Annotated in this window: 20 protein-coding genes; 12 read left to right on the top strand and 8 right to left on the bottom strand. The window is 70.7% G+C overall.

The window, feature by feature from the left end; all coding sequences use genetic code 11:
• Nucleotides 1-4 precede the first annotated feature (4 nt).
• The 5 genes from ATK36_RS16955 (at nucleotide 5) to ATK36_RS16940 (ending at nucleotide 4,789) form a co-directional block, all read left to right on the top strand.
• Complete coding sequence (locus ATK36_RS16955) at nucleotides 5-802, top strand: ESX secretion-associated protein EspG (RefSeq protein WP_245914817.1); 798 nt, start codon at nucleotides 5-7, stop codon at nucleotides 800-802.
• Between the two features lie 710 nt (nucleotides 803-1,512).
• A complete protein-coding gene (gene dnaB / locus ATK36_RS16950) occupies nucleotides 1,513-2,916 on the top strand; it encodes a replicative DNA helicase (protein ID WP_098514946.1) in 1,404 nt (467 codons plus the stop codon).
• Between the two features lie 57 nt (nucleotides 2,917-2,973).
• A complete protein-coding gene (locus ATK36_RS31505) occupies nucleotides 2,974-3,177 on the top strand; it encodes a hypothetical protein (RefSeq protein WP_141544468.1) in 204 nt (67 codons plus the stop codon).
• A gap of 121 nt (nucleotides 3,178-3,298) precedes the next feature.
• Nucleotides 3,299-3,937: a hypothetical protein gene (locus ATK36_RS16945; RefSeq protein WP_098512452.1), complete on the top strand. Its 639-nt coding sequence runs from the start codon at nucleotides 3,299-3,301 to the stop codon at nucleotides 3,935-3,937.
• Between the two features lie 72 nt (nucleotides 3,938-4,009).
• On the top strand, nucleotides 4,010-4,789 hold the full coding sequence (locus ATK36_RS16940; protein WP_098512451.1) for a dioxygenase family protein: 780 nt from the start codon (nucleotides 4,010-4,012) through the stop codon (nucleotides 4,787-4,789).
• A 63-nt stretch (nucleotides 4,790-4,852) separates the two neighbouring features.
• Here the strand turns inward: ATK36_RS16940 and ATK36_RS16935 are convergent, their stop codons facing one another.
• Nucleotides 4,853-7,936 (bottom strand): beta strand repeat-containing protein, encoded by a 3,084-nt coding sequence (locus ATK36_RS16935; RefSeq protein WP_245914815.1) that lies wholly within the window; start codon nucleotides 7,934-7,936, stop codon nucleotides 4,853-4,855.
• A gap of 172 nt (nucleotides 7,937-8,108) precedes the next feature.
• Nucleotides 8,109-9,209, bottom strand: a complete 1,101-nt coding sequence (locus ATK36_RS16930; RefSeq protein ID WP_098512450.1) for a hypothetical protein — start codon at nucleotides 9,207-9,209, stop codon at nucleotides 8,109-8,111.
• 334 nt (nucleotides 9,210-9,543) lie between these two features.
• Here ATK36_RS16930 and ATK36_RS16925 point away from each other — a divergent pair, with 334 nt between their 5' ends.
• From ATK36_RS16925 to ATK36_RS16910, 4 genes are all read left to right on the top strand, one after another.
• Complete coding sequence (locus ATK36_RS16925) at nucleotides 9,544-10,764, top strand: AI-2E family transporter (RefSeq protein WP_098512449.1); 1,221 nt, start codon at nucleotides 9,544-9,546, stop codon at nucleotides 10,762-10,764.
• Nucleotides 10,761-11,894, top strand: a complete 1,134-nt coding sequence (gene macS, locus ATK36_RS16920) for a MacS family sensor histidine kinase (RefSeq protein WP_098512448.1) — start codon at nucleotides 10,761-10,763, stop codon at nucleotides 11,892-11,894. The genes ATK36_RS16925 and macS overlap by 4 nt, the downstream gene beginning before the upstream one ends.
• Nucleotides 11,891-12,544, top strand: coding sequence for a response regulator (locus ATK36_RS16915; protein WP_098512447.1), 654 nt, complete (start codon nucleotides 11,891-11,893; stop codon nucleotides 12,542-12,544). Before macS ends, ATK36_RS16915 begins: the two co-directional genes overlap by 4 nt.
• 71 nt (nucleotides 12,545-12,615) lie before the next feature.
• On the top strand, nucleotides 12,616-13,263 hold the full coding sequence (locus tag ATK36_RS16910) for a DUF1707 SHOCT-like domain-containing protein (protein WP_098512446.1): 648 nt from the start codon (nucleotides 12,616-12,618) through the stop codon (nucleotides 13,261-13,263).
• Here ATK36_RS16910 and ptsP read toward each other — a convergent pair.
• Nucleotides 13,229-14,935, bottom strand: coding sequence for a phosphoenolpyruvate--protein phosphotransferase (gene ptsP, locus ATK36_RS16905; protein ID WP_098512445.1), 1,707 nt, complete (start codon nucleotides 14,933-14,935; stop codon nucleotides 13,229-13,231). The two genes, ATK36_RS16910 and ptsP, sit on opposite strands and share 35 nt — an antisense overlap.
• Nucleotides 14,936-15,070: 135 nt before the next feature.
• Nucleotides 15,071-15,946, bottom strand: coding sequence for a ribokinase (locus ATK36_RS16900; protein ID WP_098514944.1), 876 nt, complete (start codon nucleotides 15,944-15,946; stop codon nucleotides 15,071-15,073).
• Nucleotides 15,947-16,371: 425 nt separating this feature from the next.
• Here ATK36_RS16900 and ATK36_RS16895 point away from each other — a divergent pair, with 425 nt between their 5' ends.
• Together ATK36_RS16895 and ATK36_RS16890 are read left to right on the top strand one after the other, a co-directional pair.
• Nucleotides 16,372-17,247, top strand: coding sequence for an ABC transporter ATP-binding protein (locus ATK36_RS16895; protein WP_098512444.1), 876 nt, complete (start codon nucleotides 16,372-16,374; stop codon nucleotides 17,245-17,247).
• Nucleotides 17,244-18,026 (top strand): hypothetical protein, encoded by a 783-nt coding sequence (locus tag ATK36_RS16890; RefSeq protein WP_098512443.1) that lies wholly within the window; start codon nucleotides 17,244-17,246, stop codon nucleotides 18,024-18,026. The genes ATK36_RS16895 and ATK36_RS16890 overlap by 4 nt, the downstream gene beginning before the upstream one ends.
• On the opposite strand, the gene ATK36_RS16885 is transcribed toward ATK36_RS16890, so the two are convergent.
• The 3 genes from ATK36_RS16885 to ATK36_RS16875 all read right to left on the bottom strand — a co-directional run bounded on the left by ATK36_RS16885 (nucleotide 18,027) and on the right by ATK36_RS16875 (nucleotide 22,997).
• Nucleotides 18,027-18,680: a hypothetical protein gene (locus ATK36_RS16885; protein ID WP_245914813.1), complete on the bottom strand. Its 654-nt coding sequence runs from the start codon at nucleotides 18,678-18,680 to the stop codon at nucleotides 18,027-18,029.
• A 111-nt stretch (nucleotides 18,681-18,791) separates the two neighbouring features.
• Nucleotides 18,792-21,674 (bottom strand): leucine--tRNA ligase, encoded by a 2,883-nt coding sequence (leuS, locus tag ATK36_RS16880; RefSeq protein WP_245914811.1) that lies wholly within the window; start codon nucleotides 21,672-21,674, stop codon nucleotides 18,792-18,794.
• Nucleotides 21,675-21,836: 162 nt separating this feature from the next.
• Nucleotides 21,837-22,997: an esterase-like activity of phytase family protein gene (locus ATK36_RS16875; protein ID WP_098514942.1), complete on the bottom strand. Its 1,161-nt coding sequence runs from the start codon at nucleotides 22,995-22,997 to the stop codon at nucleotides 21,837-21,839.
• Between the two features lie 65 nt (nucleotides 22,998-23,062).
• On the opposite strand from ATK36_RS16875, the gene ATK36_RS16870 reads away from it, so the two are divergent.
• Entirely contained in the window at nucleotides 23,063-23,485 is a 423-nt protein-coding gene (locus ATK36_RS16870; RefSeq protein WP_098512441.1) for an SdpI family protein, read from the top strand.
• 47 nt (nucleotides 23,486-23,532) lie between these two features.
• Here ATK36_RS16870 and ATK36_RS16865 read toward each other — a convergent pair whose 3' ends face one another.
• Nucleotides 23,533-24,114, bottom strand: coding sequence for a YqgE/AlgH family protein (locus ATK36_RS16865; protein WP_170069778.1), 582 nt, complete (start codon nucleotides 24,112-24,114; stop codon nucleotides 23,533-23,535).
• Nucleotides 24,115-24,392: the final 278 nt, after the last annotated feature.

Here is a 24,392-nt window from a genome sequence, read left to right as displayed (position 1 = left end):
CAACGTGATCACTCTCGACGGGCCGGTGACCTTCACGGCGTACACCCTGTGCAACCTGATCCGGCGGCGAGGCGCGGAACCGCACCAGGTCATCGGTGAGACCGCGGCGTTCTACGTACCGGAGGACGAGCGCAAGCTCGACGAGCAGGTCAACGCGGGGCTTCGGCAGGCCGGGCTGATGGGCCCTCGCGGCATGGACCGCGACCTGCTCGCGCTGATCGATTCCCTGTCCCATCCGCACATCGAGTACTACGGCTGGTTCGACGGCGAGTTCTCCGACGGCAGCCCGGCCACCTTCTCCGCGTTGGTGGGCAGCGGCAACGGCGGCGGCTTCGGGCTCGTCCGGGTCAGCGGCATGCCGACCATCGCGGTCACCCGGCAGCGGCCGGACCGGCTGCTCGAGACCTTCCTCGACATCGTCCCGGACGCGCGGACCCCGCCGGGGCAGACGCTGGTCACCAGCCGGGCCGAGTTCGAAAGCGGCAAGCCGGCCACGGCCGACGAGCCGCGCGGCTCGATCATGCAGTCCGGCCACCGCCGGGACCAGCCGGTGTCGCCGCTGAAGGAGATCCAGCGGATCATGCAGGCGCCGCGCACCGGGTCCGGGGCGCTCTACGTCGCGGTCCGCTCGCCCAACGGCACCCGGCGCCGGATCCCCAAACCGGTCAACTTCATCGACACCGACGACGGCCGGTGGCTGATGGAAGAACGGCCGGGCCGGGAGTCGCTGCTCGTCTACACCCCCGGGTCGCGGCAGGCGATCTCGGCGCGGCTGCGATCGGCGCAGAGCGCGTTGGGCTGACCACACGAACACTCCGGGTGGAGTTCCTCCCGCGGCCGCGCGCCGGTGGCCGTCCGGTGAACTCCACCAGGATTTTTCATTCCGGGACGGCTACCTGCGCTTTTCCCCGCCGATCACGGAACGCAGCGAAACCGGCGCCGAATGGCCGCCGCATCCTTCGTTCAGCCCATCGTGGATCCGCTCTACCCTCCGTAGCACCTATCCACAGGCCCCCGTCACCACCCGGACGCGACACGCCGAAGGACCCGTCCCGCGCGACACGCCGGACGAGTTTCCAGGAAGTTCTCCACAGTCTCTACACAGGGTTTGACCTGCGGTTCTTCTGAGGCGTCCGAAGACTGTCCCCACTCTGTCCACAGGCTGGCCGACACCTGTGATTGATTGCCCCCAGTCATCCACAGGCTATCCACAGCACGATCAACAGCCGGAATTGCGCTCGTCCTTCCGGGGGATCTAGCGTGCTGGCTCGGCCAGTACGCACGGTGGCCTCCGGCGTGGCAGTCCGGCGCACCACAGGGGCCGGTCCATCATCGGGGAGGGGCCGTGCGCAGGACTGGGAAAGCCGGTGGAATTCCGGCATACTCGAACAGGTGTTCGCCTCGTCGGCTCCGCTGCGCGGACCGGCACCGGACGCGGTTCGAAGCCGAGGACGAGCACACGACGAACAGGGCCGGCCGGTTCTCCGGCCGGGCGAGGAGGTGTCCGGGGCGGTGGCGGTGACCGACGACCGCGGTCCGGTGTACGCGGAGTCCGATCCGGGACCGGGTGAGGACGGGCCCGGTGGATTCGACCGGCAGCCGCCGCAGGATCTCGCGGCGGAGCAGTCCGTGCTGGGCGGCATGCTGCTGTCCAAGGACGCGATCGCGGATGTCATCGAGGCACTCGGTCCGGGCGATTTCTACCGGCCCGCGCACCAGGCGGTGTACGACTGCGTGCTCGATCTCTACGGGCGCGGCGAGCCCGCCGACCCGATCACCGTGTCCGCCGAGCTGGAGCGCCGCGGCGAGCTGGGCCGGGTCGGCGGCGCCCCCTACCTGCACACCCTGATCGCGACCGTGCCCACCGCGGCCAACGCGGGGTACTACGCCGAGATCGTGGCCGAGAAGGCGGTGCTGCGCCGGCTCGTCGAGGCGGGCACCCGGATCGTGCAGTACGGCTACGGCGCGGCCGCGGCCGACGGCGCCAACATCGACGAAGTCGTGGACCGCGCGCAGGCCGCGATCTACGACGTGACCGAGCGGCGCACCAGTGAGGACTACGTGGCGCTGGAGGACCTGCTCCAGCCGACCATGGACGAGATCGACGCGATCGCCTCGCGCGGCGGGCAGTCGCAGGGCATCCCGACCGGGTTCGCCGATTTCGACGAGCTGACCAACGGCCTGCACCCCGGGCAGATGATCATCGTCGCGGCCCGCCCCGGTGTCGGCAAGTCGACGCTGGGGCTGGACTTCCTCCGGTCCGCGTGCATCCAGCACGGGCTGACCGGGGTGATGTTCTCGCTGGAAATGAGCCGCACCGAGATCGTCATGCGGATGCTCTCGGCCGAGGCCAAGATCCGCCTCGCCGACATGCGCGGCGGCAAGATGTCCGACGAGGACTGGACCCGGCTGGCCCGCCGGATGAGCGAGGTCTCCGAGGCGCCGCTGTTCGTCGACGATTCGCCGAACATGACGATGATGGAGATCCGCGCCAAGGCCCGCCGGCTCAAGCAGCGGCACGATCTCAAGCTGGTGGTCGTGGACTACCTGCAGCTGATGACCTCCGGTAAGCGCGTCGAATCCCGGCAGCAGGAGGTGTCGGAGTTCTCCCGGCAGCTCAAGCTGCTGGCCAAGGAGATCGAGGTACCGGTGATCGCGATCTCCCAGCTCAACCGTGGGCCGGAACAGCGCACCGACAAGAAGCCGATGCTGTCGGACCTGCGTGAGTCCGGCTCGCTGGAGCAGGACGCGGACATCGTCATCCTGATCAACCGCCCGGACGCCTGGGAACGCGACGACCCCCGCGCCGGCGAGGCCGACCTCATCCTGGCCAAGCACCGTGCCGGGCCGACCAGCACCATCGTGGTCGCCCACCAGCTGCACTACAGTCGGTTCGCCGATCTGGCCCACGAATAAACCGGGTCCAGGCGCAGGGCGCTCTCCGCGGGAGATGCGCGTCGATCGGGGGAAAAAATGGCCAGGTCTTCCCGGCCGCTGGGGCGGTTGGTAACGGCCGGTGCGGCGCCGGGGTGGGCTCGCGTCGTGGTGGCTCTGGCCGGGGCCGCCTTGCTGGTGGCGGGTGCGGTCGCGGTGTTCGTGACGAGCAATTCCGCCGGGGCGGCCACGCTGGTCGCGGCGGGCACCAGGGCCCCGGCAAAGTTGGTCGAGGGCCCGTGATCAGCAGACAGAGCCGTGGCTGCCCGACCGGTTTCGGGTCCGTGAAGGGGCCCTTCACAGCCCTCCGCAGCTGCGCAGGGCCCTCCACACCGACTCTGCCGACACCCTGGCGGCCGGCACCGTGCTGCTCGCGCTCGCGTTGTTCGCCAACCAGCTGGAAAGCGTCGAGGGCGGTGGGTTCAAGCTCCAGCTCGGCGCGGTGACCGCGAAGCTGCGGGAAGCCGAGGAGGCCGAGGCATCCGGTGACCAGGCCGGGGCCGAGCGGCTGCGCCGGGAAGCACAGTTGCTGTTCGCCGCGACGGAGTCGATTGCCAGCGAGTACGAAGCGGTACGCGAGCACAACCCATACGGCCAGGCTCGGACCCAGGCCATGGAGGAGCTGGTCGCGCAGGCCCGGAAGATGGCCGAGTTCGACTTCGTCAGCGCGGACGCGATCGAGCAGCTCTTCCGTTCCGGTCAGGACGGCAACCGGATCACCGCGATCGGGCTCATGCGGGCGAAACCCGAGCTCGCGAAGCTCCCCCTGCTGACCGAGGTGATCCGCCGGTCGCGGTCGAGTTTCGAGCAGTGGCACGCTCTGCGGGTCTGCCTCGAACTCGTCCGGCGCGGCACCTCGGCCGCGCAGCAGGAGGAAATCCGCGCGGCCATCGCGGCGGCCGGTGCCAACGGCACCTTGCGGGGCGGACTCGACGGGTCCCGGGTCCGGCTCGCGGCGATGATCGAGAGTGAGCTGCGGGAGTCCGGTTCCACCAGCGGGTAAGCCGGGAATGTCGCCCCAGCCGCGAACGTCGGCTACGCTAGTAGTTGAAGTTTCAAACAACTGGAGGCCGTCATGGCGACCCGGACCCCGGTCCTCTACCTCAGCCACGGGGCGCCACCGCTCGCGGACGACGTCACCTGGACCAGGCAGCTCGCCTCCTGGTCCGCCGAATTGCCCCGGCCCCAGGCGATTCTCGTCGTGTCGGCGCATTGGGAAGAGGCGCCGCTCACGCTCGGCGCGACCACGACGGTGCCGCTGGTCTACGACTTCTGGGGCTTTCCGGATCACTACTACCGCGCGCAGTACGCCGCACCCGGGGCACCGGAGCTGGCTGCTCGGGTACGCAAGCTGCTGCACTCGACCGCCACACCGGTGCAGGACGCGCCGGAGCGCGGGCTCGACCACGGCGCGTACGTACCGCTCGTGGAGATGTACCCCGGTGCGGACGTACCCGTGCTGCAGATTTCGCTGCCCTCGCTCGATCCGCAGGTGCTCTACGACCTCGGCCGGAAGCTGGCGCCGTTGCGGGACGAGGGAGTGTTGATCGTCGGCAGCGGTTTCTTCACCCACAACCTCAGCGCGCTCCGCCAGGTCGACGGGAGCGACGGCGTGCCACCGCAGTGGTCCGCGGAATTCGACCACTGGGGCGCCGAGGCACTCGGTTCCGGCGACCTCGACGCGCTGCTGGACTTCCGGCACAAAGCCCCGGCCGCGGCCCTCGCGCATCCGAAGATCGAGCACTTCGCGCCGCTGTTCGTGTCGCTCGGCGCGAGTTCGGCCGAAGGCAAGGGCCGCACGGTGATCGACGGATTCTGGTACGGCCTGGCCAAGCGCTCCCTCGAATTCGCCTGACCGGACAAGAAAAACGGGCCCGGAAGCCGAGTGGCTTCCGGGCCCGTCCGGGTCAGTCCCGACTCACTTCTTGAAGAACGAGGTCACCTTCGCGACGACGCTCTGCACCGCACCCAGCGGACCGGCCTTGGCCGGCATGGTGGTGGGCAGCGTGGTCGGCACCGCGGTCACGGACGGCAGCTGCGCCAGGGTCGGCAGGTCCGTCTGCAGCGGCAGCTGGACCGGCAGCGACGGCACGTCGGCACGCTCGTCGCCGGCCTTCAGCTTCGGCAGGCCCGGGACCGAAGGCAGCGTGACGCCGTCCTTCAGGCCGGAGACCGTCGGCAGCGAGATGCTGTTCACCTGGGCCACTCGCTTGAGCTGGTCCAGCTGGCCGAGCGCGGACAGCCCCTGCAACGGCAGGTCGGCACGCTGCTCAGCACCGGGCAGCGCGGGCAGGCCCGGCAGTCCGGCCGTGGTCGGCAGTGCGGGCAGCTCCGGCAGGTCGCCGCCGATGGGCAGCGACCGCAGGCCACCGTCGGCAGGCAGCGCGGTCAGGCTCGACAGCGCGGCCGCGGTCGGCAGCGCGGGCAGCTCGTCGGCCGCCATCTCGCCCCCGATCGGCACGTTGATCTGCGGCTCGTCCACGATCTCGGTGGCGTTGGTCGCCGCCGCGGTGGCCCGCCCGACCAGCTCCAGCGGCAGGCCGAAGACCTGTACCACCGCGCCGAGCGGGTGGTAGAAGTTGTAGCCGGACAGGGCGTCGCCGGGACCGTCGGTGGTGGGAGTGCCACCGTTGGACGCGGTCAGCTCGTTGTCGCCCACCGCGTCCGCGACACCGGCCACGGCGACCGCGTCGCCGAACACCTGCGCCACCGCGGTGACCGGGAGGTCCAGGATGTCGCCGGAGAGCGCACCCTCCACACCCGAGGTGGTGTCGTCCCCGGCGTTGGTCACGACGGTGTTGTTCGCGCCGTCGCCGGAGGAGACGCCCACGACCGACACCGCGTCGCCGAACACCTGCGCGACCGCGAGCGGGTCCACGCCGATGATGTTGCCCGCGATCGCACCCGCGTCACCGTTGGTCACGGCGTCGCCGCCCGAGGTCGAGGTGACGTCGTTGGTGCCGCCGCCGTGGCCGAGCGCGGCGCCCGCGATCCCGTCCGCGAAGAGCGTGGCCGCACCGGCGACCGGCGCCTTCACGATGTTGCCGGCGATCGCGCCCGCGGTGCCGTCGGTGGAGGCGTTGCCACCGGCGGTGGAGTCGGTCAGGTTGTCGGCCCAGCCGGTGCCGATGCCGCCGAGCGCGCCACCGACGCCGTGGCCCTGCACCGGCAGCGAGACCGGGACCTCGATGAGGTTGCCCGCGCCCGCACCGGAGGGACCGCTGCCGTGGATGTCCCAGCCCGCGGTGGAGGTGGTGTCGTTGGTGGCCTCGCCGTGGCCCTGGCCGATGAGCGCGCCGCCGATGCCGAACAGCTGCACCGGGGTGGACACCGGGACGGTGCCGAGGTTCGAGCTCAGGAAGCCGTTGTCGTCCGCGGTGTTGCCACCGCCGCCGGCCTGCACGACCTTGGTCTCGGCGGCCTCGGCCTCGGCCTGCCCGATGAACGAGCCGCCCACACCGAAGATCTCGGCCGGGAGGGCGACCGGCACCTGCACGATGTTGCCCGAGCCGGACGAGTCGTTGCCCTGGCTGCCGTCGTAACCGCCGGCGGTGGCGACCTTGTCCTCGGTGGAGGTCGCGGAGGCGTTCCCGATGTGGCTGCCCGCGATGCCGTGCAACTCGGGGGCACCCGCCACCTGGCTGTTGGCGATGTTGCCCGAAAGCACCGAGCCGTTGCCGCGGGTGTAGCTGCCGTTGCCGGCGTTCACGAGGGTGGTGTTGTCGCACGCGGCGTGCGCGTTGCCGATGTAAGTGCCACCGACGCCGCAGGCCTCGACGGGCAGCGCGACAGCCGGGTCGACGACGTTGCCCGCGCCGGCCGCGTCCTGGCCGCTGGTCTTGATGAAGCCGCCGGAGTCCACGGTGCTGGAGTGGCTGGAGCCCTGCCGGTCGAGTGCCTGGCCGGTGGTGGCGTTGCCGATCCACGAGCCGGCGACCGAGGCCACGTTGGCGACCGGGCTCAGCTGCGGGGCGACCGCGTTGCCGCCGAGGAACGAGCCGTCACCCTCGGTCTCCAGGTAGGTCGGCGTGCCGTGCAGGCTGCCCGGACGCTTGTCACCGGCCTTGGCGTCGGCCGTCGAGCTGGAGTTGGCGTCGGCATCCGAGCCCCACACGCCGCCGGCGTTGCCGTTGAACTTGATCGGCAGCGCGATCGGGGCGCCGACCACGTTGCCGCTGACCGAGGAGCCCTTGCCGTTGGTCTTGGCGGAGCCGCCGGAGGTGGCCGAGGTGTCGGCGGTGTACTCGCTGTAGGCGTTGCCGAGGATCCAGGACGCGGCGTTGCCGGTCACCTGGACCGGGGTGGCGAACTGGCCGGCGATCACGTTGCCGGAGAGGCCGGAGCCCTTGCCGGTGGTGTCGATGTTGCCGGTCTCGGCGGTGCTCTGGCTGGCCGAGCCGCCGTGCACCGCACCGCTGCCGCCGGCCAGGCCGACGCCGTTGCCCGCGATCTGCACCGGCAGCGCCCAGTCCAGCGCGACCACGTTGCCGGCCAGCGCGGAGTTCTTGCCGGAGGTGGCGATGTCCTGGTTGTGGCTGTAGTTCTGCTCGTGCGAGGTGCCCTCGACGTGCGCGTCGCCGAGCACGCCGACCGCGTTGTCCACGATCTGCACCGGGACGACCAGGTCACCGGCGATCTTGTTGCCCTTGAGCACGTCGTGGGACGGCGTGAAGGCTTGCGTCTGCTCGGTCTTGGGCAGCTCGCCGGTCAGCGCGCCGGCCGCACCGGCGGGCGCCTTCGCCGAGGACAGCGCCTTCTTGACCGCGGAGGTGACCGGCTTCGTGCTGATCTCGCCCTTGTATCCGGGGACGTTGATCTGACCCAGCGGGGTGCCGATGGCGTTGTTGCCGGTGTCGATCGGCACGGTGACGTTCAGGTCGAGCGGGGAGGCCGGGGTGTCCGGGTTGACGTTCTCGTCTGCCGAAGCGATGCCGGTGCCCAGCATCAGCAACCCACCCGTGACCAACGCGGTCTGGAGTCCGCGCTTTGCCCAGGTCTGCATGGGATTTTTCTCCTTTATTCGGGGTTCCCTTGCGGGTTTTCGGAGTGCGCCGTGCGCACTGGGGGGTGCGAGCGCAGAAATGCGCATCGCGCGAAAAACCCGCGGAATGGTTGTGCCGCCGGTACGAGCAGAAGTGCTCGCGGCGGGTCAACGACCCCGCGGGTGAAGTGAATCAGTCAGGAGTGACGCCGGGCTGCTCGCCCGGAGTGATCGACACGTGCCGCACGCCGACGCGGGACATCCCCGCCACGGCGCTGTCGGCGGCAGCGGTGACCCACTGGGGCACGCCCAGGTTGAGTCCGTCGAGGTGACCACCGGGCGCGGTGCTGCCGCCCGGCATGGTCGGCACCGAGAGCGGCGCGATCGGCAGCTGCACCGGGCCGAATGGGACACTGGGCAGATCGCTGTGGTGCTGGTTCGAGGACCGCACACCGGTGCGAATGTCCTTGCGTGGTGCGTCGGCCGAAGCGAAGGCCGGCTGCAAGACGTCCGAAATGGACATTGCAGCGGCACCGGGGGTCTCGTCCGCGGCGGCGGGGGCCGCGGCGGGAAGCGTCTCGACCGGATGGGCCGACGGAAGCACCGGGAGCGCGGGCAGCTCGACGAGCTTGCTCGCGTGCCCGGGGTCCAGCAGGGCGATGAGGGTACGGCCGAACTCCTGCGCCTCCGGCGAGGGCTTGGTCGCCTCGGTGAGCACCTGCTTGGTGTCCTCGGGCTTGCGCACGATGTGCTCAAGCGAGCCGAGGCCACGCTGCACCGGCCGGAGCACCGCACGGTCGCCGAACTCGGCCACCGCCGCGCTGACCCGGTCGGCCACCTCGCGGCTCGTGACGCTGCGCTCGGCATCGCGCGAACCCTGCTCCGGCTCGCAGTCCGGCCGGGTGGCGCCCGGCGCGGACCAGCTGGTGGCGCTCTGCGCGCAGGAGGCGAGCTGGTTGGCGGCGCCGATGGCGGCACCGGCGACCGCACCGGAGAGCCGGGAGGTCTCGCGGGTCATGTCGCCGAGATCGGCCACGGTCGCGTCGGTGATCGGGGTGATGCTGGTGTTCAGCGTGTTCCCGGCGGGCCCGTCCGACGGCACGGAGGTGTCCGAGGCGCCGTCCGCGGCCGGGACGTCCACGGCCGGGGTGGCGGAGGCGGAGGCCGAGGCCGAGGAGACAGCCCAGGCGGCGGCGGTCGCGGCGACCGCACCACCGAGGACGAACAGCGCGCGCGACGCGAGACGACCGGCGCGGGTGGCGCCTCGCCTCTCGTGCGCAGCAGCGTTCGTCACTGGATATTTCTCCTTGGCAGAAAGAGATGTGAAATCTTTCGAGGAACGGCAAAAGCCGATTCCGCCCGTTGTCTCGACGCCGAGAAAACCAGGCCGACCGCCCAGCGCGCATCCTTGACACGGCTTGATGCCACCATCGTGTGAACGACACAGGGTGTGCCCATGCCTTACCCTGCGTCATTCCCGGAGGAAAGGCGGCGGATACCGCGGAGTCGGTTAACGGATCACCGAACGGACTCGAGCCACGCCAATAGTCGTCAGAACACTCCTTGTTACGTCCGGTTTGCCACGACTGGCCCGATCCAGACCGGCGCGGACCCGATACGGTGACCTGGTGAGCCAGACTGGGCGTGAACGGCGCGAGCCCCCGTTCCTCTCCGAATCGACCGACGTCACCAGCGTGGTCCCCAAGGGTCTCCGGGTGTCCGCCGCGCTGTCCTGGCGGGTCGTCGTGGTGGTCGCGGCACTCTGGGGGATCCTGTGGCTGCTCGGCTATCTGGCCTCGGTGGTGGTGCCGGTCTCCATCGCGCTGCTGCTGTCCGCGCTGCTGGCCCCCGGGGTGGCCCGGCTGGTGAAGTGGCGGGTACCGCGCGGGCTGGCCACCGCGATCATGCTGATTCTCGCGATCGTGGTGCTCGGCGGGCTGCTCACCTTCGTCATCACCCAGTTCTCCAGCGGGCTGCCGCAGCTGCAGGTGCAGCTGACCTCCAGCCTGAACCAGATCCGGGACTGGGTGATCAACACCTTCCACGTCCGCCAGGAGCAGATCCAGCACTTCCTCGACCAGGCCATCGGGTTCCTGCAGCTGAACCAGTCGTGGATCACCAGCACCGCGCTCACCACGGCCAGCACGGTCGGCGAGATCCTGACCGGGTTCGTGCTCACCCTGTTCGTCACGATCTTCTTCCTGGCCGGCGGCGACGGCATCTGGAACTTCCTGGTCCGCGGCGCGCCGCGGCAGGTGCGCTCGCGGGTGAACGTGGCCGGACGACGTGGGTTCGCCTCGCTGGTCAGCTACATCCGCGCGACGACCGCGGTGGCCGTGGTCGACGCGGTGGGCATCGGCATCGGGCTGTGGGCGGTCGGCGTGCCGCTGGTGATCCCACTCGCCACGCTGGTGTTCCTCGGTGCGTTCATCCCGATCATCGGCGCGGTGATCGCGGGTGGCGTGGCGGTGCTGATCGCACTGGTCACCAACGGCGTGATCGGCGCGGTGATCGTGCTGGCCATCGTGATCGCCGTGATGCAGCTGGAAAGCCACATCCTGCAGCCGCTGCTGCTCGGCCGCGCGGTCAAGCTGCACCCGCTCGCCGTGGTGCTGGCGATCGCCACCGGGCTGGTCGCGGCCGGGATCGCCGGCGCACTGCTCTCGGTGCCACTGCTGGCCGTGCTGAACGCCGGTATCCGCTCGCTGCTGCACGAATCCGGGGTCGATCCGGCGGACGTCGACGCCCTGCGCGGCAGGGTTCCGGACGCCCCCAAGGACTCCCCGGAGGAACCGGAGAAGCCCGAAAAGCCCGAGGAGGATGCGAAGCCCGCCGAAGAGGGGAAGTGAGCGCGCCTCTCGTCCGAGACCCGGCCACGCCGTTGTGGCGCGGGGTGGTCGTTCTCCGGGTGATGACCTGGGCGTTCGCAGCCGGTGTGGTGATCGTGCACCGCGCGGACTTCAACCGGCTGTGGCTGGCTTGGACGGTCATCAGCGCGATGGGTGCCTGGACTGTCCTGTCGAGCCTCGCGTACGTGCGGGAGAACGGCCGAAGCCGGCGGCTGGTCGTACTCGACGTCGCGCTCACCACGGTCTTGATGCTCACTTCGCCGTGGGTTCTTTCCGAAGCGCAGTACGCCCATACAGCGCCGTTGATCACCACTGTGTGGGCGGCAGTCGGCCCGCTCGCCGCAGCCACCCGCTTCGGTGCGCGAGGCGGCGTCGTGGCCGGCCTGGTGGTCGCAGTCGGCACCGGCTTGGCACGAGAGAACTTCGACCTCGATGTCTTCCGCGACGGCCTGCTGTTGTGCGCGAGTAGTTTGCTCGTCGGCATGGCGGCCACGCTCGCCCGAAGCTCCGCGGAAGCGCTCGCTCGCGCTCTACGCACCGAAGCGGCCACTGCGGAGCGAGAACGGCTCGCGCGTTCCATCCATGACAGCGTGCTGCAGGTTCTCGCCCACGTACGCCGCCGTGGGCTTGAAGCAGGCGGCGAAGCGGCGGAACTCGCGAAGCTGGCAGGGGAGCAGGAAATTGCGCTACGTGCGTTGGTGAGCAGCGAGCCGGGCCGTGCCGGAGACGGTGGCACGGCCGATCTTCGCTCGGCGTTGCAATTGCTCGCCACCACGTCGGTGCAGGTGTCCGCGCCGGCCGGCGCGGTCGACCTGCCGGCGCACCTGAGCGCGGAACTCGTCGCGGTCACCAGGGAAGCACTGTCCAATGTGGAGAAACATGCCGGTCCGGCGGCACGGGCCTGGGTCCTGCTGGAGGACCTCGGCGACGAGGTGGTGGTGAGCATCCGGGACGACGGATCGGGAATCGAGCCCGACCGGCTGGCGCGGGCCGCGGCCGAGGGCAGGCTCGGGGTGGCGAAGTCGATTCGCCGCCGGATGGCCGACCTCGGCGGGACCGCGCTGCTGGACAGCGCGCCCGGCCGGGGGACCGAGTGGGAAGTACGGGTGCGCAAGGACGGCGGGCGATGACGGAGCGGACGATCTCGGTGATGGTCGTGGACGACCATCCGATCTGGCGCGACGGCGTGGCCCGCGACCTGGCCGAGCACGGATTCGAGGTGCGGGCCACCGCCCCGGACGCGCCGTCGGCCGTGCGCATCGCCCGTACCGTGCGCCCGGATGTGGTGCTGATGGACCTCAATCTCGGCGAGACGTCCGGGGTGGTGGCGACCGGGGAGATCACCTCCGCGGTGCCGGAGACCCGGGTGCTGGTGCTCTCGGCCAGCGGCGCGCAAAGCGACGTGCTGGAGGCGGTGAAGGCGGGCGCGTCGGGCTACCTGGTGAAATCGGCGTCCGCCGCGGAGCTGGTGGACGCGGTGCGCCGGACCGCCGAAGGAGTTCCGGTGTTCACCGCCGGGCTGGCCGGGCTCGTGCTCGGCGAGTACCGGCGGATGGCCGAGGCCCCGGCGGGTGTGCCGGAACCGCCCCGGCTCACCGAACGCGAGACCGACGTGCTGCGCCTGGTCGCGAAGGGGCTGACCGCCCGGCAGATCGCCGAGCGGCTGGTGCTCTCGCACCGCACGGTGGAGAACCACGTGCAGTCCACGCTGCGGAAGCTCCAGCTGCACAACCGCGTGGAACTCGCCCGGTACGCGATCGAGCACGGTCTCGACCAGTAGCGGCCGGCAGGGGAGCGTTCAGGGTTTTTCCCCGATCTGGCAGCGGGATCCGGGTCCTACCATCGGTGGACATGAGCGAGGAAGAGACGACCGCCGCGGCACCCGAGACCAGGACGGTGACCGCACGCGACATCCGGGTGTCCGATGACGAGCGCGAGCACGTGGTCGGGGTCCTGCAGAAGGCGATCGGGCAGGGCATGCTCACCCTCGACGAGTTCACCGAGCGCACCGACGTGGCGCTGGCCTCGCGCACCCGCGGCGAGCTGAACACCGTGCTCGCCGATCTGCCCGGCCTGGTGCACCCGGCCGCGGCGCCGGTGCCCCAGCAGTCCTACGGCGCGCTGCCCGACTACGCGCCCGGTCAGCGGCTGGAGCTGAACGCGAAGTACTCCTCGCTGGAGCGCAGCGGTCCGTGGGTGGTGCCGCCCTTGCTCGTGGTGCACAACAAGTACGGCAGCACCAAGCTCGATTTCACGCAGGCCAGGGTGTCCACCCCGGCGGTGCAGATCGAACTCGACTCGAAGTGGGGTTCGGTCGAGCTGATCATCCCGCGGGAGGCGGCGATCGACTACAACGCGATCACCGAGATCAAGTTCGGCTCGCTCGACGACAAGACCGGCACCAACGGCGGCCCCGGCACCCCGCGGTACGTCGTCACCGGCCGGATCATCGGTGGCTCGCTGGTCATCCGGCACCCGCGGCGGGGGCTCTTCGGCTGATTCCCGAGGCCAGCGCGTTGGCGACGGCTTGGCGGGCGGCGGCGGGGTCGGGAGCAGCGAGGGCGGCGGTGGCGAGGTCGCGGGCCTCGGCCAGCGACACGGTCGCCAAAGCGGCACCGACGGCGCGGACGGCGGGCGCGTTCATCGACAGGCTGGTGAGCCCGAGCCCGGCCAGCACCAGCGCGAGCCGCGGGTCGGCGGCGGCTTCGCCGCACACGCCGGCCGGCTTGCCGGTCGCGGCCGCCGCGTCGCCGATCGGCTTCAGCAGCCGCAGCAACCCGGGCTGCCACGGGTCGTTCAGCTTCGCCACCGCGCCGAGCTGACGGTCCGCGGCGAAGGTGTACTGGGCGAGGTCGTTCGTGCCGACGGAGACGAAATCGACCACCGACAGGATCTCCCGCGCGGACAACGCCGCGGCCGGGATCTCGATCATCACTCCGGCGCGGGCGATCCCCGCCGCGCGGACGCGTTCGGCGAACCAGGCGGCCTCCTCGGCCGTGGCCACCATCGGCGCCATCACCGAGACCTGCGCGCCGGATTCCTCCGCGGCCCCGGCGATCGCCGCGAGCTGCCGGTCGAGCACCTCCGGCCGGTCGAAGGCCACCCGCAGGCCGCGCACCCCGAGCGCCGGGTTGGGTTCGGCCTCCGGCGACAGGAAGGCGAGCGGCTTGTCCGCACCGGCATCGAGCGTGCGCACGATCACCGGCTTGCCGCGGAACGGCGAAAGCACTGCGGTGTAAGCCTTTTGCTGTTCCTCGACGGACGGCTCGGCTGCCGCGTCCAAGTAACAGAACTCGGTGCGGAACAGGCCGACGCCCTCCGCACCCGCGTCCGCGGCGGCCTGCGCGTCGGCGGCGGAGCCGACGTTGCCGTAGACCTTCACCGGATGCCCGTCGGAAGTCGCGCCGACGCCGTTCCACTCGGCCGGGCCGGCGGCAACGGCGGTGACGACCGGCGCGGCCGGGTCTGCGACCTCGACCACCCCGCCATCACCGTCCACCGCGAGCGCCGCGGCATCCAGCGCGAGGAGACCGCGGACCGCGACCACCGCCGGAATTCCCAGCGCACGGGCGAGAATCGCGGTGTGACTGGTCGGGCCGCCCTCCTCGGTGACCAGGGCGAGCACCTTGGCGGGGTCGAGCCCGGCCGTGTCCGCGGGGGCCAGATCGCGCGCGACGAGCACGCTCGGCGAAGTCAGCTCGGGCACCCCTGGCGGGGCGACGCCGAGCAACTCGGCGACGATCCGGTCACGCACGTCCCGGACGTCGCGAACGCGCTCGGCCAGGTACCCGCCGGCGGCCGCCAGTGCTTCGGCGAATCCTTCGGCAGCCTGGTAGACGGCGCGGGCCGCGGGAATTTTCCGTGCCGTCACCAGCTGGTGAGCCTGCGTGACCAGTGCCGGGTCGGCGGCCATCGCGGCGGTCGTGACGAGGATCGTCGCGGCCTCACCGGTGGCGGCCTCCGCCTGCGCCTCCAGCCGCGCGGCCACGGCCTGCGCGGCGGGTTCGATCCGGGCCGCCTCGGCCTCGGGATCGGCGGGTTCGGGGGTGCTCGCGGGCTCCCCGAGTCCTTCGGCGACCCGCACCACCGGCCCGCTCGCCCGGCCCGGGCTGACCGCGACCCCGGTCAGCGGCGAACTCGGTGGCGTCGGCTCGGCAGCAGTCTCAGACATGGTCTAGACCATAGCTCACCTTGGCGCCGATCTCACCGGATGCCGCCGGAATCCTTCGCCCGGCCTGTTCTGCTGCCATCGGGGCCCACCTCCACGGCCGAAGTCTGCCGGAACCGGTCTCGTCTCGCCGGGAAGCTATCCCACGCCCAGCTCGGCGGCCGTCGGATAGGAGGGCTGCGCACCGTGCCGGGTCACGCTGATCGCGGCCACGCGCACCGCACGCCGGGCGGCTTCGACCAGATCGACCCCCTCGGCGAGCGCGGCGGCCAGCGCGCCGGCGAACGCATCGCCGGCGCCGGTCGTGTCCACCGCAGTCACCCGAGGAGACTCCACCACTGTCGACATATCGCTATCGATCACGACGGCTCCGGCGGCACCACGCGTGACCACAGCGGCACGCGTGCCGAGTTCGAGGAGCTTGCGCGGATCGGCGTCGTCCGCGCCGAGCAGGTAACCGGCTTCGTGCTCGTTGACCAGCAGCACGTCCAGCGCGGCCAGCGTTTCGGCGGATAGCCGCGCGGCCGGCGAGAGATTCACCAGGACCTGCACGCCCTTCTCAGCGGCACGGGCGACCGCACTTTCGACTGTGGGCAGCGGCACTTCCAGCGACAGGACCACGACGAGGGCACCGTCGAACACGTCCTCGGTCAGGTCACCGGGCGCCAGCGCCGAATTGGCGCCGGGGGAGACGAGAATCGAGTTCTCGCCGTCCGGAGTGACTGTGATGTAGGCGACACCGGTCGGCCGGTCAACGGTCCGTAAATACCGTGCGCTGACCCCGGCATCGGCCAGCGACGCACGCAGCAACCGGCCGTGGTCGTCATCCCCGACCGCACCGAGGAGGGCGACGTCCGCGCCGAGCCGCGCGGCCGCGACGGCGGTGTTCGCACCCTTGCCACCAGGGGACACCACGGTGTCGCCGCCCAGCACCGTCTCGCCGCCCGCGGGCCGGCGGTCGACCGGTACCACCAGATCGGCGTTCGCGGAACCGACCACCAGCACAGCGCTCATGACCGCCACTCTGCCATGAGCCGATACGAGCCCAGAGTGTCCGGTCCGCCACTCTTTGCTGTCTAAAAGTGAAGAGTTTTGTAACTTTCTCGCCGTCCGATGCGACAATCAGGCGAGCAGTGCCCGCCCGTCACTCGATCGGGGGATCCTGATCCCCCAGGCGTCACTTCGACAACGGGCGTCACTCTCGACAAGCGTCACTGATCTCAAGACGGTGACGTTGCCTGGACCGGAAGCGCACCGGGAAGGGCACCGGGTCGCCGGCGCCGATCACGTAGCCCCCCGAGTGATCGGCGCCGGCGGCGCCCCGGTCAACGCGCCACCGGCCGCGAACTTTCTCCAGCCGGGCCGGTAATCCACCGGTTCGCCCCGGCCCCGAGACCCGGATGTGCCAAGATCCGGACGGGATCGGGGAGGGAACCTGAGTGCTGCACGTCCAGGAGCTGGTGAAGGTCTACGGCGGCCGTCGCGTGGTCGACACCGTGTCGTTCGCGTTGCAGCCGGGCACGGTCACCGCGTTCCTCGGCCCGAACGGCGCCGGCAAGTCCACCACGCTGCGGATGATCTGCGGGCTCACCGCCCCGACCTCGGGCAGCGCCACGATCGCCGGGCGCCGGTACGGGCAGTGGTCCAATCCGGCGCACGTGGCCGGAGTCCTGCTCGACGCGTCGGCGGTACATCCCGGCCGCACCGGAAGGCACCACCTGCGCAACGCCGCGAAGCTGATGCGGCTGCCCGTGGCCAGGGTCGACCAGGTGCTCGCGGAGGTCGGCCTCACCGACGCGGCGAACCGGCGGATCGGCAAGTACAGCCTCGGCATGCGGCAGCGGCTCGGCATCGCGCAGGCACTGCTGACCGCCCCGCCGATGCTCATCCTCGACGAGCCGATCAACGGGCTCGACCCGGACGGGATCCGCGCCACCCGGCAGCTGCTGCGCGGTTACGCGGCCCGCGGCGGGACCGTGCTGCTGTCCAGCCACGTGCTGTCCGAAGTGGACCAAACCGCGGACCGGGTGGTGATGATCGGGCACGGCCGGGTGGTCGCGGACGGCCCGCTGGAGAGCTTCGCCGGCCCGGCCCGCACGCTGATCCGCACCACCGACCCCGCCCGGCTGGGCAGCGCGCTGCACCAGGCCCGGCTGGAGGCACGCCCGGACGGCCCGGACGGAATGTCCGTGGCCGCACCACTGCGGCAGGTCTCCGACCTCGCGTTCGGCGCCCGCGTGCAGGTACTGGAACTGCGCGAGGAACAACAGAATCTGGAAGAACTCTTCTTCCGGCTCACCGGAGGTGGCCGATGATCCCGGTGCAGGCACCCGTCGCGCAGCAGCCGTCCTGGCAGCTGGCCGCGCAGCGGCGCGCGTCGTTCGGCACGCTGCTGGCGGTCGAGCTGCGCAAGATGACCGCCACCGTCGCGGACAAGATCCTGGTGATCGCGGGCCCGCTCGTACTGGCGCCGGCCGCGCTGCTGTTCCTCAGCGGTTCGGGGCGCTCCCTCACCACCGAGCACCAGCTCACCCCGGTGTTCGTCACCATCCGGATGGCCGCGGTGCTGATGAACGTCGTGCTGGTCAAGCTGATCGCCGCGGAATGGCACTACCGCAGCGCGCAGCCAACGCTGCTGGCCCAGCCTTCGCGGCTGCGCTACGTCCTCGCGCAGGCCACCATCGCGATGGGCAGCTGGCTGGTGATCTTCGGCCTGCAGGTGCTGCTGGTCTTCGCTTACTACCGCAACCAGCTCGAAGCACACGACATCGAGTTCCTGCTCGGCTACCGGACCGGCGCGATCCTCGCCGCCGTCGCCATCGGCACGTTCGCGATGACTCTGCTCGCGGTCACCATCGGCTGGCTGATCCCGAACACCGCCGGGGCGATCACCGCCTATGTGCTGGTGTCGCTGCTGTTCGGATTCCTGCAGACCGGCAAGGACTACGCGGGCTGGGTCGACCCGATCGAACCGGCCCGGCAGCTGAGCGGCATCGCCAAGCACGGCCCGCTCGCGCTGGTCACCTCGCTGCTGCTGTGGCTGGGACTGGCCGGGGCGGGCATCTGGCGAGCGGGCACGCGGGAAGCCGCCTGATCAGCTCGCCAGCGAGCCGCCGCCGGGATCGACCTCGTTCAGGTAGGTCTCGGCGGCCCGCACCGCGTCCGGGCAGAAGGCGTTCGCCATCCGGCGGTCCTGCTCGACGCTGTCGCCGGGCCGGGGCATGTTCTCGTAGCCCCCGGTGACCGGTGGCTGCGCACCGACCCGGACCGTGACGACCTGCGCGGCGCCGATGTTCACCGCGACCAGGCAGCCGTTCTGATCGAGCTGGGAGACCGCGTAGTAGCGGTCCAGCACGAGGATGCGCCGGAAATGGTAGAGGCCGTAGGAATAGGCCTTCCAGTAGCCGATCCACGGTTGCGGCAGGCGCCGGTCCGGATCGGTGCTGCCGATCTCGACCTGGGTGCCTGCCGAGCGGAGCAGCACGCAGGCCTTGACGAACGAGTTGAAGCGCGGTGACCGGCCCTGCAGCCGCTGGGTCAGCTGCGGGTCCCGGTCGAACTGGGAACAGTCGCCGGGAAAGAGCTTCGGCCGCGTGGTGATGACCGGAAGCTCGTCGTACGCCACCGAATCGGCGGGCAGCCGCGGTGCCGGTTTCCCCGGTGCCGGGGCCGGCGCCACCGCACAGCCGGAAAGCAAGGCCAGGGCCGCCGCGGCGAGGGCGGCCGTGGTGGTCCATCGGTTACGCACGGACGGCACATTACCGACCCGCGACGGTGGCCGGGGGCGGAATGCACCAGCTCACCGCGACTGTCCACAATGGACGGACCGGGACCCGCGTGGGATCCCGGTCCGCCGCTGCTACAGCACGATGTTGACCAGCCGGCCCGGCACCACGATCACCTTGCGCGGAGTCTTGTCCCCGACCAGCGCCGCGATCTTCTCCTCGGCCAGCGCGGCGGCCTGTACCGCCTCGCCCGCCGCGTCCGCGGGCACCGTGATGCGGGCACGGACCTTGCCGTTGACCTGGACCGGGTACTCGACCGCGTCGTCGGCCAGGTACTTCTCGTCGACCACCGGGAACGGGCCGTGCACCAGCGAGTCCACGTGCCCCAGCCGGTGCCACAGCTCCTCGGCGACGTGCGGGGCCAGCGGAGCCAGCAGCAGGACCAGCGGTTCGGCCAGCTCCCGCGGGGTCGCCGCGGCCGCGCCGTAGGCCTTGGTCAGGTGGTTGTTCAGCTCGATCAGCTTCGCGCCCGCGGTGTTGAACCGCATCTCCGCGTAGTCCTCACGAACCCCGGCGATGGTGCGGTGCAACAGCTTCCGGTCCGCCTCGGTCGCCTCGTCGGCGCTGACCCGCAGCTCACCGGACTGCTCGTCGACGAGCAGCCGCCACAACCGCTGCAGGAACCGGTGCGCACCGACCACGTCCTTGGTCGCCCACGGACGGGACATGTCCAACGGGCCCATGGACATCTCGTACAGCCGGAAGGTGTCCGCGCCGTACGCCTGCGACATCTCGTCCGGCGTGACGACGTTCTTCAGGCTCTTGCCCATTTTCCCGTATTCCTGGCGGACCGGCTGGTCACCCAGGAAGAACTTGCCGTCGCGCTCGACAACCTCGTCCGCCGCCACGTACACGCCGCGCTCATCGGTGTAGGCGAACGCCTCGATGTAACCCTGGTTGTACAGCCGCCGGTACGGCTCCCTCGACGACACGTGCCCCAGGTCGTACAGCACCTTGTGCCAGAACCGGGAGTACAGCAGGTGCAGCACGGCATGCTCGACGCCGCCGACGTACAGGTCGACACCACCCGGGTCGTCCACCCCGTGCTCGGCCGGACGCGGGCCCATCCAGTAGGCCTCGTTCTCCGGCGCGCAGAACACGTCGGGATTCGTCGGGTCGACATAGCGCAGCTGGTACCAGCACGAGCCGGCCCACTGCGGCATCACGTTGGTGTCGCGGCGGTACTTCTTCGGCCCGTCGCCGAGGTCCAGGGTGACCTCGACCCAGTCGGTGGCCCGCGACAGCGGTGGGGAGGGCTCGGAATCGGCGTCGTCGGGGTCGAAGGTCTTCGGCGAGTAGTCCTCGACCTCGGGCAGCACCACCGGCAGCTGGTCCTCGGGCAGCGCGATCGGCAGCCCGTTCTCGTCGTAGACGATCGGGAACGGCTCGCCCCAGTAACGCTGCCGGGCGAACAGCCAGTCGCGCAGCTTGTACTGCACGGTGCCCTCGCCCGCGCCGCGGTCCTCCAGCCAGGCGATGATCGTCTTCTTCGCGTCGGCGACGCCCATGCCGTCGAGGCTCACCGAATCGTTGGCCGAGTTGATCGCCAGGCCCTCGCCGGTGAACGCCTCGCCGTCGAAGTCCGGGCCGGGGTCGACGGTGCGGATGATGTCCAGCTCGAACTTCTTGGCGAAGTCGTAGTCCCGCTGGTCCTGCGCGGGCACCGCCATGATCGCGCCGGTGCCGTAGCCCATCAGCACGTAGTCGCCGACGAAGACCGGGATCTCGGTGCCGTTGACGGGGTTCACCGCGTAGGTGCCGGTGAAGACGCCGGTCTTCTCCTTGTTCTCCTGGCGGTCCAGATCGGACTTGCGGGCCGCGGCGGAGCGGTAGGCGGCGATCGCCTCGGCGGGAGTCGCCGCGCCGCCGGTCCAGCTCTGCGGGTGCTCGCCCGGCCACTGCGCCGCGGTCAGCTTCGCCACCAGCGGGTGCTCCGGCGCGATCACCATGTAGGTGGCGCCGAACAGGGTGTCCGGCCGGGTCGTGAAGACCTCGATCTTCTCGCCCCCGGCGGGGAAGGACACCCGCGCGCCCTGCGAGCGGCCGACCCAGTTGCGCTGCATGGACTTGACCTTCTCCGGCCAGTCCAGCAGGTCCAGGTCGTCGACCAGGCGGTCGGCGTAGGCGGTGATCCGCATCATCCACTGGCGCAGGTTCTTGCGGAACACCGGGAAGTTCCCGCGATCACTGCGGCCGTCGGAGGTCACCTCCTCGTTGGCCACCACGGTGCCCAGCCCGGGCGCCCAGTTCACCGGCGCCTCGGAGATGTAGACCAGCCGATGGCCGTCGATGATCTTGCGCTGCTCGACCTGGCTCAGCTCGCCCCACGCCCGGCCGTCCGGAGTCGCCCGCGCGCCGTTCGCGTAGGCCTTCTCCAGCTCCCCGATCGGGCGGGCCTTGCGCGCGTCCTCGTCGTAGTAGGAGTTGAAGATCTGCAGGAAGATCCACTGCGTCCAGCGGTAGTAGTCCGGGTCGATGGTCTCGATCGAGCGACGCTCGTCGTGGCCGAGCCCCAGCCGCCGCAGCTGACGGCGCATGGTGGCGATGTTCTGCTCGGTGGTGACGCGCGGATGCGTGCCGGTCTGCACCGCGTACTGCTCGGCGGGCAGGCCGAACGCGTCGTAGCCCAGCGTGTGCAGCACGTTCCGGCCGATCATCCGGTGGTAGCGCGCGTACACGTCGGTGCCGATGTAGCCGAGCGGATGCCCGACGTGCAGGCCGGAACCGGACGGGTAGGGGAACATGTCCTGCACGAACAGCTTGTCCGAGCCCGCCGGTTCGCCGTCCTCGGCGAGCGGCCCGACCGGGTTCGGCGCGTGATAGGTGCCGTGGTCGGACCAGTGGTCCTGCCAGCGCTGCTCGATCTGCCCGGCCAGTTCCGCGGTGTAGCGGAACGGCGGGGTGTGCTCCTCGCCCGCCCGGCTCTGGGCCGTGCCGGTCTCACTGGACCCTGTCATCGCCGTCTTCCTCCGTGTCGAGCCACTCCCAGAAACAACTCGACCCCCCAGGCCTCGAGGGCATGAGGGGTCCGCCGCACCGGCCGGGTCATTTCGACCAGCTCAGCGCGGCCGGCCAAGGAGCAGCCGAGCCATGTTCATGGGTGCAGTCTAACGGCCAGGTCAAAGCCGTTCGGACGGGACCGCCACGGCGATGAGCTGAGTCACCTGCGACGCGGAGAAGTTGTTGTCGCTCACGAAGATCAGGCTGCGTTCGCCGCCGGGCAGCCGCGGCCCCCAGGTCAGCCCCTCCACGTTGTCCACCTTCGACACCGGCAAGTCGGACAAGTCGAGCAGCAGCTTCTTCTTGACCGGCTTGATCTTCGCCGTGGCCAGCGAAGGCGTGTGCACCACGTTCGTGGCGCCCTTCGTGTCCACTTCGAAGACCCGCACCTTGTTGCCGACACCGGTCACGAAGGAACGCTCCATCATCAGGAACTTCGTCGGGTCGGCCTGGTCCACCGCGAGCATCGAGGACACCCCCGTGTCAGCGAACCCGTTGGCGGGCACCGGAGTGGCGAACAGCTTTTCCTGCGGATAGGCGTATTGCGCGAGCACCTGGCCGCCGCGGGTCTGCAGCGTCATCCGCGAAAGCGCACCCGACGTCGGCGTGGGCGGCGGGCCGTCCTGCAGCAGCGGGGCCTCGATCTCGCTGGCCAGCAACGTGCCGAAGCCGGTGTAGGCGAGCCCTTCGAGCACGTAGTTTCGGCGCGGGCCGGCGTCCGGGGTCATCCGCTCGTTCGCGGGCAGCGGCAGATCCCGCAGGTAACGGCCGTCGCGGGTGGCTTCCCGGATGGACGGCTGGATCAGGTTCGGGGGATCGGTCAGCCGGTCGCCCTCCTGCGACCACACGTAGTGCCCGGTCCACGGGTCCACGCGCAGCTCTTCGGGGTCGATCGTCTGCTCGTTCTGCGGCGCGGACGGATCGTTCTGCGCCAACGGCGGGTAGGGCGTGCCGTCCGGGCGCAGCAGCGGCTTGGTGCCGGTGAAGGTCACCGGGCCGAGGCCGTGGCGGTCGACGGAGAACTTCGCGGTGTAGAAGCGGGCGGGGTTGATCGCGGAACGGTCGTCGCAGATGAACGCGTACTCGCCGGTCCGCGGGTCGTAGTCGATCGAGGACAGCCCACCGACGGTGGTGCCCTGGAACTGGAGGTTGTGCGGCACGGTCTGCTCACCGAGCAACCGGATCGGACGTTCGGCGGCGCTCGCCGCCGGAGCCGTCAGCAGGGCACCGGCCAGCAACCCGGCGGTGACCAGCGCCCGGCGACGCGTGGAGGAGGACATGGTCTGCAGCACAGCCGACGAGGGTATCCACCACGTTGCCAGGAGGTCACGCTTATCCTTTGCGGGTGTTCGCAATCGCGCTCGTCCCGATCGTGCTCGGTGCCGTCGTCGGCTGGGGTGGCTTCCTCGGCGTCCGCGAACGGCTGACCCGCGCCGGCGGGACCGGGGTCCGCACGGCGGCTTCGCTGCGCAGCGAGGCCGCGTTCAAGCTGGCGAACCGCGTGGCCGGCATCCCGACGCTGGCCGGCGGCGCGGTCGCGATCGTCGCCGGGCTGGCCGGGCTGGCCATGCCCACCACCGCCGGGCTCATCGCGGCCGCCGTCGTCGGCCTGCTCGGCCTGCTGGCGATGGTCGTCGCCGGTGCCCGGCTCGGCGCCCGCGCCGCCCTGAGCGTGCCCGCCCCCGCGCCGGCCGCTCCGGCCGGATGCAGCGGCTGCGCCTGCGGTGCCGGCGGCTGCGGCGTCCTGTCGAAAACCGACGGATCCTGAGTTCCTCGAAGTTCCGTGAAGGGGCCCTTCACAGCCTTGTGACGAGGTCAGTTGCGCTGGAGGTCGCCGGGGTGGGTGGCCAGCAGCGCCAGCGGGACGCCCTGCCGGCGCAGCACCTGTCCCCACAGATCGTGGTCCGGCGAGGCGAGGATGTCGCTGGGCAGGGCGGGCACGATCACCCAGTCCTCCCGTTCGATCTCGCTCGCCAGCTGGCCCGAGTCCCAGCCCGCGTAGCCGGCGAACACCCGCACGCCACGCACCTTCGGCACCAGCACGTCCGGGTCGGTGTCCAAGTCCACCAGCGCCACCGGGCCGCGGACCGCGATCACCCCGGGCACGCTCGCCGCGGTCTCGCCGGTCCGCAGCGCGGCCAGGCACAGCGCGGTCTTCTTCTCCACCGGCCCGCCGACGAACACCGACTGCGGCTGGGCGACGTGCCCACCCCAGCCGGGCAGCACGTCGTGCACCGGGACGTCACTCGGGCGGTTCAGCACCACCCCGAGCGTGCCCTCGGCACGATGATCGATCACGAACACCACGGTCCGCTTGAAGTTCGGGTCGAACATCGTGGGGGCGGCGACCAGGAGCGTTCCCGGTTCGACTTCGGCGTCCGCTGGCACGCCTGCCATGATCCCACTCCCGGTGCCGGGAAATCCTCCCGGCACGGGAACACCAGCCACATCGGCCTCGTTGGGCACAGTGGACCGGCGCACTTCGTGTCCCCCGGGCTCACTGAAGAACCGCCTTTGTGGAATACCGTCCGGCTGGAGCCACACTGTGCAAAGCCGCCGAGAGGCGATCGAGTGCGTCGGTTCGCCTTCTCCGGGCGGCGGCGGTGGACAGGATTCGCTGCCGCAAACCGTTGGACCGGAGCCCGGGTCATGACCCGGTGCCAGGCCTTACGCTG

This window comes from Amycolatopsis sulphurea, assembly GCF_002564045.1.
GTDB classification, from domain to species: domain Bacteria; phylum Actinomycetota; class Actinomycetes; order Mycobacteriales; family Pseudonocardiaceae; genus Amycolatopsis; species Amycolatopsis sulphurea.
The sequence above is the reverse complement of the archived record's forward strand: the minus strand, read 5'-3'. Positions and strand labels throughout refer to the sequence as shown.

Excerpts from the sequence above, each read along its gene's own strand:
- ATK36_RS31505 (WP_141544468.1), top strand. The coding sequence starts at position 2,974 with ATGGCCAGGTCTTCCCGGCCGCTGGGGCGGTTGGTAACGGCCGGTGCG.
- ATK36_RS16940 (WP_098512451.1), top strand. The coding sequence starts at position 4,010 with ATGGCGACCCGGACCCCGGTCCTCTACCTCAGCCACGGGGCGCCACCG.
- ATK36_RS16935 (WP_245914815.1), bottom strand. The coding sequence starts at position 7,936 with ATGCAGACCTGGGCAAAGCGCGGACTCCAGACCGCGTTGGTCACGGGT.
- ATK36_RS16915 (WP_098512447.1), top strand. The coding sequence starts at position 11,891 with ATGACGGAGCGGACGATCTCGGTGATGGTCGTGGACGACCATCCGATC.
- ATK36_RS16910 (WP_098512446.1), top strand. The coding sequence starts at position 12,616 with ATGAGCGAGGAAGAGACGACCGCCGCGGCACCCGAGACCAGGACGGTG.
- ptsP (WP_098512445.1), bottom strand. The coding sequence starts at position 14,935 with ATGTCTGAGACTGCTGCCGAGCCGACGCCACCGAGTTCGCCGCTGACC.
- ATK36_RS16900 (WP_098514944.1), bottom strand. The coding sequence starts at position 15,946 with ATGAGCGCTGTGCTGGTGGTCGGTTCCGCGAACGCCGATCTGGTGGTA.
- ATK36_RS16890 (WP_098512443.1), top strand. The coding sequence starts at position 17,244 with ATGATCCCGGTGCAGGCACCCGTCGCGCAGCAGCCGTCCTGGCAGCTG.
- leuS (WP_245914811.1), bottom strand. The coding sequence starts at position 21,674 with ATGACAGGGTCCAGTGAGACCGGCACGGCCCAGAGCCGGGCGGGCGAG.
- ATK36_RS16875 (WP_098514942.1), bottom strand. The coding sequence starts at position 22,997 with ATGTCCTCCTCCACGCGTCGCCGGGCGCTGGTCACCGCCGGGTTGCTG.
- ATK36_RS16865 (WP_170069778.1), bottom strand. The coding sequence starts at position 24,114 with ATGGCAGGCGTGCCAGCGGACGCCGAAGTCGAACCGGGAACGCTCCTG.